The organism is Pseudomonas sp. AP3_22 TE3818 (assembly GCF_053628995.1).
This window is the reverse complement of sequence record NZ_JBRJHL010000001.1, coordinates 1,350,018-1,362,416: the sequence shown is the minus strand read 5'-3', so window position 1 is coordinate 1,362,416 and position 12,399 is coordinate 1,350,018. Positions and strand designations below refer to the sequence as shown.

Annotated in this window: 3 protein-coding genes; all 3 read left to right on the top strand. The window is 57.0% G+C overall.

The genetic code is table 11. The features are described from left to right. The first annotated feature begins 4 nt into the window (after positions 1 to 4). The 3 genes from AB7M25_RS06420 to AB7M25_RS06410 are packed head-to-tail and all read left to right on the top strand — an operon-like array spanning position 5 to position 12,380. Positions 5 to 4,879, top strand: a complete 4,875-nt coding sequence (locus AB7M25_RS06420; RefSeq protein WP_454237083.1) for a Tc toxin subunit A-related protein — start codon at positions 5 to 7, stop codon at positions 4,877 to 4,879. Then, entirely contained in the window at positions 4,876 to 9,531 is a 4,656-nt protein-coding gene (locus AB7M25_RS06415; RefSeq protein ID WP_454237082.1) for a SpvB/TcaC N-terminal domain-containing protein, read from the top strand. The genes AB7M25_RS06420 and AB7M25_RS06415 overlap by 4 nt, the downstream gene beginning before the upstream one ends. Beyond that, positions 9,528 to 12,380, top strand: coding sequence for an RHS repeat-associated core domain-containing protein (locus AB7M25_RS06410; RefSeq protein ID WP_454237081.1), 2,853 nt, complete (start codon positions 9,528 to 9,530; stop codon positions 12,378 to 12,380). Before AB7M25_RS06415 ends, AB7M25_RS06410 begins: the two co-directional genes overlap by 4 nt. The last annotated feature ends 19 nt before the right edge of the window (positions 12,381 to 12,399 follow it).

The window sequence follows — 12,399 nt, the reverse complement described above, 5'->3', positions numbered from 1 at the left end:
AATCATGACGACTGAAATCGACGCGCTACTCAACGAATCCGTGCGTGACGCAATGCTCGCGATGTATCTGCACGAAGGTGTGGCCAACGATCCGTACCTGATCGCGCAAGGCCTTGTGGACCACATCAAGACCCCCAACGACCTCTATGAGTATTGGTTGCTGGATGTGCTGGTCAGCCAGAACGTGCCCACCAGCCCAGTGGCCTGTGCCATCGCCAGCCTGCAACAGCTGATCAACAGCATGATGCTGAACATGGAGCCCGGTTACGGTGATAACAGCCTCAGCCCTGAACAACTGAGCACTTGGCGCAATGGGCTGAATCGCTACCCGATATGGGCCGCAATCCAGCAGTTACACCATTTTCCCGACATCTACCTGGACCCGACCCTGCGTCTGACCAAGACCGACAGCTTCGAACAACTGGAAAACGACATCAACCAGGCGCAGATCCAGCCGGATACCGTGCAGGCCGCCGTGCTGGCTTACCTGGCACGCTTCGAAGAAGTGGCCAACCTGAAAATCTGCAATGGCTACATCGACGGAAAAAACTTCGCCAACAGCACCTATTACTTCATCGCCAAGTCACCTGCCGAAAACGCCTACTACTGGCGTGCACTGGATATGCGTCAACGGCCAAAGAAAACACCCGCGAGTGAAGATGACGGAATCGCGCACAAGTACGACAAACCCCTGCCCAGTGCCTGGACGGACTGGAGCAGAGCCAATGTTCCGATTTCGGACAAAGCCCTGGAACACACGATCCGCCCCTGCTGGTTCAACAATCGGCTGTTCGTGGTCTGGGCGGAAGTGGAGTATCAGAATCCCGATGCCCTTTCACCGGACTCTTTTGGGGGAAAATTGCAAAACAGTGTCAAGACTCATCCGTTGTTCCGTTTGTACGGGAGCTACAAAAAGTACGATGACAGCTGGAGTACGCCTCGGGTCTACATCGAAAACTATTGCCTGACCCCTGCCCTGATCGCCAAAACGCCAGAGGAAATTGAAAGGGAAACCCAGACTATCGCGGTGTATGACCACTCGACCTCGCCTGAGTCGATGTTTATCGCGCTGTATTCCCACTATCAGCCGCTCCCGACAGACACTACGGGCGGTGGTGACAAGTACGACTTTTTAAGAACGGCCCGTATCGACAAAAACCTCAATGTGACCTCGCTGTTTCCGTCGTATGGCGTCGTACCCAATATCCCGCAGGGGGCGGCCACTTCCGTGCCGCAGGACGACGAAAAAACCAAGGCTCATGTACTGCTGGTCGGCTACATTTTCGCCAATGCCGACAGGAACGCGCAGCGTTTCCAATACAGGCTTCCATCCAGCACTCTGGTTTTCGGCGACGTATCGCCTGCCGTCCCCACGGAAAATAAAGACACCTGGGACTTCAGAGACTGGCAAAAGCGAATCAAGCCCAGCGAGAAAGACGCTGATCTTGTTTACAACCGTACCCAGTCCAATATCGAACTGACGGTAAGACTGGATGAAGGTTTCGGTGACGAAAAAACCATCACAGTGTCCATCTACGACAGAGGAACTCCCACGCTCGAACTGTTCAAGCTGAAGTTGGTATTCAATGAATCCAGCTTCCACAATGAACGATATACGCTGAATCCGGGCTCAACGATCACGCCTACCGGTACCGATTGGCTGGACCAGGTAAATGCTCAGTACTCTTTCACGACCAATAAGGGATGGGAAAACCTGATCATAGAAAGCGGTGGTGGCGGCGATAAATTCTTATTGCCTGCCACAAAAAAAGGTGAGCCTGCTTCGCTCGCGGGAAAACGCCTGTACAAACACATGCTGGAAGATATTTTCAGCTCGCCAAATAACTTTCTGACAGAGTGCCGACGCTATACCAACAAGACCGACAAGTTGTACCTGCATAAAGAGGTGAAGCACGAAACCTTCGGCCCGTACTTTTATCAGCTATTCGTCGCACACCCTTTGGATGTCAAATCCAGCACATACCCAACAGAATTCAAAGATATGCGTACGCTACACACGTCCGCGATCTTCAGCAGCCTGGCCAAGGATGCCATGCTGAGTTATGCGTTCTCGATCGACCAGACCACTCACCAGGCCGAGGGTTGGCCAGTGGACTGGCCCGAAAAGCCTGAGGACGTAAAAGTTCCGCTGATTTACGGCGTACTGGTCTATGAGAAAGACAATCCATTCTTGCCTCTCGTTACACTGAGGGGCGGCGCACTTAAAGCATTAAAAGTGGGTTGGGGTGAGCAACTCGAATCAGATGCCTTGGTAACCCCGAGCATCAACAGCCTGGCAGACCAGTCAGTGGGGGACAGCCCCTCTCTGGGCAAGGCGCAGTTCATCGACTTCACCGGTTCAAGCATCCAGTACAGTGATGGTACGAAGCCTAAAACGATGTTTCGGGCGCCCATTCGCATGAACACCACCTTTGCCAGGCATCTGATCAAGCTTGCCGAAGACGGCATGGAGTCCCTGCTGAGCTGGGATACCCAACACATGGAAGAGCCACCCATTCCCAATGGGCTCGGCGCGGAACCGATGGATTTCTCCGGCGCTTACTACCTGTATTTCCTCGAACTGTTCCTGTACCTGCCCTGGCTGGTGGCTTACCGGCTCAATGAAGAACAACAGTACGATGAAGCCAAACGCTGGCTCGCGTTTGTGTTCGATCCCTCGCGCCAAAGCGGTCATGCGGGACATCCGGGCTACTGGCACTCGGTGCCGCTAGAAGAGCCTGTGTGGCCAGGCCCGGCGGACCCCAGCCAGGCCATTCTGTACCCGGACGATCCGCATCAGATCGCCCTCAGTTTCCCGGTGCATTTTCGCAAGGCACTGTATGGTCTCTATATCGATATCGAGAGCAACCAGGCAGACGCAGCCTACCGGGAACTCACCCCGGACGGGCTGGCAGAAGCCAAGCTGCGTTATGTGCACATCCTGGATTTGCTGGGCTCGCGTCCGGACGTGAAGCAAGTCGACGACTGGGAGCCCGTTGACCTGGCGACATTGAGCACTGCGCAAAACCCGGAACTACGTGAGTTTGAGCAACAGCTGATCGGCCTTCAACAGCAGCTTGCGGATCACCCGCCGCTGCGGATTGGCAAAGCCCCGGCCTCAGAGGTTGCTCCGCTACTTTGCCTGCGGCCTTATTCGGCAGATCCCTCGGTGCCCGGGGTCGACAATCCGTACCTGCGCCGGCCCTTCAACCCTGAGCTGATCCAGCGCTGGGAACGGGCCGAGAGCCGTCTGTACAACCTGCGGCACAATCTGGACATGGCGGGCAATGCCTTGAACCTGCCACTGTTTGCGCCACCGCTGGACCCACGGGCGCTGCTGGCCGCCTGGGGTCAAGGGTTGTCCGGCACGGCGCTGCACCGTCTGCTGAGCCCGCAAATTCCGCATTATCGCTTCAGCTTCATGTTTGCCCTTGCGCAGAATGCGGTGGACAGCGTGATGCAATTCGGCTCGACCTTGTTGTCATTGATTGAGCGTAAAGAACAGGCGCAATACCTGGAACTGCAACAGCAACAAGCCTGGAACCTGGCGAAGGTGGCTGTCGACATTCAGGTCCAGGCCGGAAAGATCGATGAAAAAAACAAGGAAGCGCTGGTGGCGAGTCACGCAATAGCTGCCGGACGGCTCGCCTATTACGAAAAGTTGTTAACAGATGGGTTGACTAGCGAAGAAGTGAGTATGGGCGAAAACTTGCTGAGAGCACGCATCGCGGAAATCTCGGCAGGCGTTTGTTCCACTCTAGGTGAACTCGCAAAATTAATACCGAATATATATGGGGCTGCTAGTGGTGGTATGCGCTTTGAAGGTTTACCTAACGCAGCAGCCAGCATTGCTTACAATGACAGTAAAAATCGCTCTGGTATCGCCGACACTTTCGCTCGGACAGGTCAATACCAACGCCGCGACCAGGAATGGACCCAGGCCCGCGACCAGGCAAAACTCGAAGCCGAGCACATCAACGCCCAACTTGAGGTCTATGAGGCGCAACACGTCGCCACTCAACTGCAGCTGCGCCAGGCGCAAACCGCACTGAACCAGGCCAAGGTCACTCACGACTTCCTGCTGAGCAACAACCGCTTCAGCAAGTCCCAGACCTACGACTGGCTCAACAGCAAGTTCGCCAGTTTCTACTACACCGCCTTCAACACCGCGCAGTCCCTGTGCCAGGCTGCCGAAGCCTGCTGGCAATACGAAATGGGCAACTTCACCCAGACCTTCATCCGCGCCGGAGCCTGGAACAGCAGTTATCGCGGCCTGGGTGCCGGGGAAGAGCTGAAAATGAGCCTGCAGCAGATGTACCGTGAATACGTGCAAAACAACAAGCGCGATCTGGAGATCCGTAAAACCATTTCGCTGGAGGGCCTCAAGGCCAAGGACCCCACATCGACGATCAACAAGACCTGGAAGGAGATCACGGAGGCTCTGACGAACAGTGGTACTTGCGAATTCGAATTGACACAGAAAATGTTCGACGACGATTACGCCGGACAGAAGCACTACCTGCGGCGCATCAAAACCATCAGCGTATCCCTGCCGGTCACCGTCGGGCCCTATGAAGACATCCGCGCAGTCCTGAGCCAGAGCTACAGCAAGGTTGAAATGCTCCCCGCTGTCGGCACCGCGAAAGAGAACCTGAGAGCCAGCCAGCAGATTGCCCTCTCCCATGGCGTCGACGACAACGGTCAGTTCCAGCTCAACTTCCAGGACGAACGCTATCTGCCGTTCGAATACACCGGCGCGGTTTCACGCTGGACCCTGACATTCCCCAATTCGGATGCGCAGAAGGCAATGCTCGAGTCTCTGACCGACATCATCATTCATATCTCTTACACCGCCAGATCCACCGGAGGCTTGCAATGAACGAACAAACGCAATCCTCCCTGGAAATCAATGCGCCCTCCTTGCCCAAAGGCGGCGGGGCCATCCAGAGCATCGGCAAAGGCTGGGGCGGTGTGGGTACCATCGGTGCCGCATCACTGGAGTTACCCCTGCCGATCAGCAAGGCCCCCAACCGCAACCTGGTCCCGGCCCTGGGCCTGGGTTACAGCAGCGATGTCGGCAACAGTCCGTTCGGCATCGGCTGGCGCCTGACCACCAACGCCATCACCCTGCGCACCACCAAGGGTGTGCCGAAATATGAAGGCAACGATCAGGTAGTCGGCCCCGGCGGTGACGTGTGGATGCCCGAGAGGGGGGGCGACGGCCAGATCATTTTCAGAGAGGTGTCGGAGTACAACGACGCCACTGACCTCGGCAAGCACCACGTCGTGCGTTACTGGCCACGGGTCGAAGGCGGGTTTGACCTGATCGAGCACTGGACCAGGGTTTTCGATTCGGACGAGGAGGACGACGCTCCGAACCAGCCTGATTACAACCCCGCCGGCTTCTGGCTGATCCATGGCGCCGACGGCAGCCTGCACTGCTACGGCAAAACCCAGGCCTCGCGCCGGGCCGATCCCAACGACAAAAGTCATGTCGGGGTCTGGTTGATCGACGAAAGCCTCAACTTGCGCGGCGAACACGTTGTTTACGAATACAAAGCTGAAACCGACGCGCCCGCCGCGCCGCAATTTCGCGATTACCGTGCCCAGCGCTACCTGCACAAGGTTTTGTACGGCAATGCCCAGGCATCCGCCGACCTGTACTCCTGGGGCGCCGATCGCTGGGACAATGTGCAATGGCATTTCCATTTGGTGTTCGACTACGGTGAACGCAGCGCCGACCTGACGCAAACACCGACCTACCAGCCCAGCGGTGAATGGCAGGTGCGCAGCGATCCGTTCTGGAACTACGCTTACGGCTTTGAACTGGGCACCCGGCGCCTGTGCCGGCAGGTGCTGATGTTTCATCAGTTTGTCGATGAGTTGGGCAGCGATCCAGTGCTGGTCCAGCGCCTGCTGCTCGAACATCGCCCGAGCGCGCTGGGCTACAACCACCTGACCGCCGCGCACATCCAGGCCTATGACAATCAGGGGCAGATGGAAAGTCGCCCGCCCATGGAGTTTTTCTACAACCCGTTTGAACTCGATCCGCAGCGCGAGGGTTACAGCGAGTTCCCCCAGATGCCGGGGCTCAATGACGGCCAGCGTTATCAGTTGGTGGACTTGTATGGCGAAGGCATGCCGGGTGTGCTGTTCAGCAGTGACAAGGCCTGGTACTACCGCGAACCGCTGCGTGCCGACAGTGGCGGCAATGACGTGAGCTACGGCGACTGGGCGTTGTTGCCCGGCATTCCCATGGCCGATAGCAGCAAACCGATTCGCCAGTCATTGAGCGACCTGACCGGCGACGGCAAGCTCGACTGGGTGATCGCCCGTCCCGGCATGTCCGGGTTCTTCACCCTCAATCCGGACCGAAGCTGGTCGAACTTCGTGGCCTATGCTGCGTTCCCCTCGGAGTTTTTTCATCCCGGTGCGCAATTGGCTGACCTGGTGGGCGACGGCCTGACGGATCTGGCGTTGATCGGTCCACGCAGCGTGCGCCTGTATTCAAGCCGTCGTGCAGTCGGGTTCAGCCAAGGGGCCAACGTCCCTCACGACGACGACTCGCTGCCCTTGTTGAGCAGTACCCAGACCGAACTGGTGGCTTTCAGCGACCCACTGGGCAGCGCGGCACAACACTTGATCCGCATCCGCCACAACGAAGTCAAATGCTGGCCGAATCTGGGGCATGGAAGATTCGGCAAAGGTTTCGTCCTTTGCGCGCTGAATTTCACCTATGCCGAGTTCGATTCGTCGCGGGTGCGGCTGGCGGACCTGGACGGCTCGGGCGCGGTTGACCTGATCTACCTGGAGTCCGACGGTTTCCGGGTCTACATGAATCACGGCGGCGAAGGCTTCGAAGAAGATTATGTGAAAATGCCATGGCCGCAAGGCGTGCGTTACGACCGCTTCTGCCAGGTGAGCATCGCCGACCTCCAAGGGCTGGGATGTTCCAGCCTGATACTCACCGTGCCCCACATGAAGCCCCAGCACTGGCGCTACGATTTCGTCAGCGCCAAGCCCTACCTGGTCAATGCCACCAACAACAATATGGGGGCCGCCACGGGCGTGACTTACCGCAGTTCGGCGCAGGAATGGCTGGATGAAAAAGCCGAGCTGATCGCCGCCAAAAAAGCCCCTGTTTCGCACCTGCCGTTCGCCATGCACCTGGTCAGCCAGCAGACCCAACTGGATGAAATCACCGGCAATCGATTGACCCAGGGCTTCACTTACCGCCAGGGTTTCTACGACAGTTTCGAGCGTGAGTTCCGCGGATTTGCCTTGCTGCTGCAAACCGATACCGAAGCGTCGGTGGCTGAACGCTCAAGCTTGGGTTTCACCGCGCCGATCCTGAGCAAAACCTGGTTTCACACCGGCCGGGCCATCGACATGCGCGACGACGGTTATTACAGCGGTGATGCAGAGGCAGTGCCGTTGAGGGCGACGCTGCTGCACGAGTATCACCTCAGCGATGCGGCGGGACGCGTGATCGATCCCGATGAAGACCTCGCCCGCGAGATGGCCCGAACCCTCAGCGGCTCGGTGTTGCGCGCGGAGGTTTTTGCCGCCGACGATGATCCCGCAACGGCCGTCCCCTACACCGTGCAGGAGAATCGCTTCCTCATTCGCCACTTGCGCCCCAAAGGTCAACATCATCCTTATGCCGTATTGCAGTCACTGGCGCTGGAAAGCATCGCTTACCAGTACGAACCGCAAGTGGCGGACGACCCGTTGGTCCAGCACACACTCAATCTTGAGTGGGACAAGTTCGGTGGTCTCACTCACGGTTTCGTCGTGCACTACGCCCGGCGCAAAACCGACAAGGACACCCCGCCCTTCGCCGTCAACGTGCCTGGCGACGAAAGCGATGAAGACTACGAAAACAGATGGTGGCTGGACGCCCATGACGACGCGCAACAATGCTGGTATCTGACCGAGGCCAAAGCCGAGTATTGCCATCTGGAAGCCCCTGATGGCTGGCGTCTGGGTATTCCTTATCGTCAGCGCGGCAATGCGCTGGTGCTGGAAAAGGACGAACTCAAACCTGTCGACATCCACCACGAAAACTTCCTTGAATGGGCCGATGACGACGGTGCCTGGGCAGCCAGAGCGGTGCTGACCGGTTTGTCGCTGCAGCGCTATCAGGATCCGGCCACAGGCACACTGCTGGACCCGGACAAACTGATCTTCACCGCCCTGCCCGACTATCAGGAAACCGCCGAACTGGACGCCACCGCCCTGAGCGCCTACGACAAGCTCAAGGACGATCAGGGCAACATGCCGTTCAACCTCAAGGAAAAACTCGAATCGACTGAAGTCGGTTACCACATCATGGATCTGTTTTTGCCGGAGCCCAAGACACGTCCGCCCGCCAATTCAAATGAAGCCAAGGACTACCTGTGGTCGGTACGCAAAAGCTTTCCCACTTACCACAAGCTCGCAGGCTTCTATAACGTCGAGAAGTTCCAGCAGACCAAGAGTCACGGCATCACCACTGTCGCTTACGACAAGCACTGGTGCCTGAGCACCGCCGTCACTCTGCCAGATGGCTGCACCACGCGCATCCTCGGTGTCGACTACCGATCGTTCCTGCCCGCTGGCATTCTCGACCCCAATCAAAACACCCAGGAGGCTCGCTACAACGCGTTCGGCGAAGTACTGGTGACCAGCTTCCATGGCACGGAACTGGGCGTCGAGGTCGGTTTCCATCCACTGAGCGATTACCAGCCACCGGAGGACCGCACGCCGGCAGGCGCCATCGCCGACAAGAACACAGCCATTGGCAACTACGCCACGGCCACCTTTTCTGCGCCCTTCAGCTGGATGGGCAAAATCCCTCCAATAGATCCGACACCTTGGCTGGTCTGGGCTCGCGGTGAAGGTTTTATATTGCCCGACGGTCATCTCTGCAGCCGGGCGCGGGTGCATCTTGAGGGCTTGCAGAATTTTTCCGCGGACGAAGAACGGCTAAAGCGATACGTCGATAACGCTCATCGCGAGGCCGTGCATGCCGCCACCTTGCTGGCCGACCGCTATCCCGGCGACCCACAGCTGCAAATCCGTGCGGCCATCGCCTGCTGGGACGGCTTCGGCCGCTCCCTGCAAACCAAACAAGAGGTCGAACCCGGCATGGCGTGGTGGGTGGACGAAAAAGGCCAACTGACACTCGACAAATACGGCCGGCCCAAGGAGGCAGAGGCCGCCCGGCGCTGGCGGGTCAGCGAACGGGTCGAGTACAACAACAAGGGCGAAACGGTGCGCATCTATCGTCCTTACTTCGCCAACACGTACCGCTACATCAATGACGAGGCGATACGTGAAGCCGGGTATCACGACCAGCAGTTCTACGACGCCGCCGGCCGACCGACCCACACCGTGTTGGCGAAAAAAATGCTGCAGGGCAATCCCCCGGAAGAAAAACCGTTGCGCCGGGAGCAGCGCTATCGCACCTGGTACACCATCGCGTTCGATGAGAACGATTTGTTTGATCCGCCACCCGTACAACGGCGAACCAGCTGGACTATCCATTGAATGCCAACATCCATCGCCATACGCCAACGCTGGCGGCACACGACGGTCGTGGCTTAGCGGTACGGCAAGTGGCTTACCTTCGTGCAGTGGAACCTGATCACCCCGCTGCACGAATCTCCACTGCGCAGAATGATGCCGCCGGACGATTAGTGGCTCAACGCGACCCACGGTTTTCTGCAACAGCTACCCGGCCGAACCAGACAGCGCTTTACAGCCTCTCTGGCGCGGCATTGTTGACTGACAGCGTCGATGCCGGGTGGCGCCTGAGCCTGACGGGTGACACCGGACAAGTGCTCGAACAGTGGGATGGCCGAGGCAGTCACTGGCAGAACGAGTACGACGAACTGCGCCGCCCCATCGCTCACCATGAATACGCTCCGGGTGTGGACTTGCGCACCGTCGAACGCCTGACGTATGCCGACAATTCGGCTGAGTTCGCCGAGCGCAACCAGTGCGGGAGTTTGATCCGCCATGACGATTCGGCCGGTACGGTTTTTTTTCGACAGATCGCCCTGAATGGCGGGCTGGTCTGCCAGACCCGGCGTTTCCTGCCGGATCAGGCGGGACTGTCCGCCAATTGGCCTGCGAACGAGGTGGATCGCGACCTGTTGCTGCAACCGGGCGAAGGCTATACCAGCGAATCCTGGTATGGTCCGACAGGTGAAGTGTTGGGGCAGATCGATGCCAGCGGCCATCTACGACAATTCAACTTCGACCGCGCCGGGCAACTGCAACGCATCGACCTGACGCTCAAAGGCCAGGCATTGCAGTCGTTGCTCAGCGCTGCCAATTACAACGCCGCAGGACAATTGCTCACTCAGATTGCCAGCAACAACGTCACCAGCGTTGCCAGCTACCAGCCTGAAAACGGCCGACTGGAATGCCTGACCGCGACCACCTCGACACGCCGGCGCCTGCAGCAGATGAGTTACGAGTACGACCCGGTCGGCAACATCCTTCGGCTCATGGATCACACACAAGCAGACAGCTATTTCGACAATCAGCGCGTGGCTGCCGAGAACACCTACACCTACGACAGCCTCTACCAACTGACCTGCGCCAAGGGTCGTGAAACGGCGGGTGCGGGACAGACACCGGGCTTACCGGAGCTGAACATCCCCAGCCCCATCGACCCCGCCCGATTGCTCAACTACACCGAACATTACGACTACGACCCTGGCGGCAACCGGACCTTGTTGCGCCATGAAAGTGATAAAAATCCGTTCAGCCGCCAACTGTACGTCGATCCCCAGAGCAACCGCGCCTTGCCATGGAACGAGGGTGAAGACGTTCCCGACTTCAGCCGTCACTTCGATGCAAACGGCAACTTGCAATACCTGGCGTCAGGCGCCCAACCGATGACCTGGGATCCGCGCAATCAGTTGCAAAGCGTCATCAAGGTCCAGCGTTCAACCGGTATCAATGACGGCGAATGGTATCGCTACAGCGCGGCCGGAGAGCGGGTCGCCAAGTTCAGCACTCGACAGGCCCGCACTGTGACCCATCAAGAGGTTGTCCACTATCTCCCGGGCCTGGAAGTGCGCACCGCCGATGAACGCGAAGAGCTTCAGGTTGTTCACGTTCAACTGGCCCGTGGCAGCGTGCGGTGCCTGCATTGGGTCAAGGGGCAACCGAACGATATCGACAATGACCAAGTGCGCTACAGCATCGATGACCACCTGGGCTCCAGTTGCCTGGAGCTTGATCAATTGGCCGCCGTCATCAGTCACGAGGGTTACTACCCTTATGGTGGCACGGCCTGGTGGGCCGCCCGCTCGAAGGTCGATGCCGATTACAAGACCATTCGGTATTCGGGGAAGGAGAGGGATGCTTGTGGGCTTTATTACTATGGCGCCCGGTATTACGCGGGGTGGTTGGGGCGGTGGATAAATCCGGATCCGGCGGGGAATATAGATGGGCTTAATCTCTACAGGATGACTGGAAACAACCCTATTTCTTACATAGACCTTTTTGGAAACGTCAGAACAGCGATTAATAAAGACATTCATCTTATATGGGTAGGGGAAGATGCAAACAAACTGAAACCTCTTACTGACAACATCAATAACACCGCTACGCAAGCAGATGGGTACAAGGTACATCTCTACCTGGATTCAGCCAAGGAAGACAATTTTTCAAACATAGTAGAAGAACTGAAAATTCACGATTTCATCCCTCTGAGAGGCAGCGAACTTTTCAACGACTTCCAAAACAGTCAAACAGCTACTATTTACAACGATTTCAGGTCCGGATCCCCCCTCAATCTTGCCCATGCGGTAGATGTCTTGCGGATATTTATCGTGGAGAAAAAAGGGGGAATTTACTCTGATGTCGATGACTACTACTTCCACGAAGATACAGATATGCACCTTAGATTGGGCGACCGATCAATAGGGGCAGAGCCTGACGAACTGCGTACTTTGCCCCCTGCTTTTTTATTGCACGAAGATAAACCAACAACCCTGCACCCGTTTATAAACAACAGTTCGTTTGCTGCCCACCCTGGAAACAGGGTATTAAAAGAAATTCCCAAAGAAATGGTCGTGCAATACAACAAGATTTTTGACTTAAAGAAATACAACGACGATAACGACTACATCGGCGCGGGTATTCTTCGCGAAGAGGCACTCGACCGTATTAATATCATGTTTCCCATGGTCGGCCCTGGAGTACTAACAGATGTCTACAAGCGAAACGATGACGAAGTCGGCCCAGCAATTTCAAACTTATTGGCCAATTTTAATGGCGAAACAATTGACCAAAATACACTTGAAAAAATAGACAAGAAATGGGCACTCGGGAGGTTCATTACAAGTGGAAACCTTGCATCCTGGAGAAGACCACTCTGAACCGTCTTCAATGTATCAA

Excerpts from the sequence above, each read along its gene's own strand:
- AB7M25_RS06420 (WP_454237083.1), top strand. The coding sequence starts at position 5 with ATGACGACTGAAATCGACGCGCTACTCAACGAATCCGTGCGTGACGCA.
- AB7M25_RS06415 (WP_454237082.1), top strand. The coding sequence starts at position 4,876 with ATGAACGAACAAACGCAATCCTCCCTGGAAATCAATGCGCCCTCCTTG.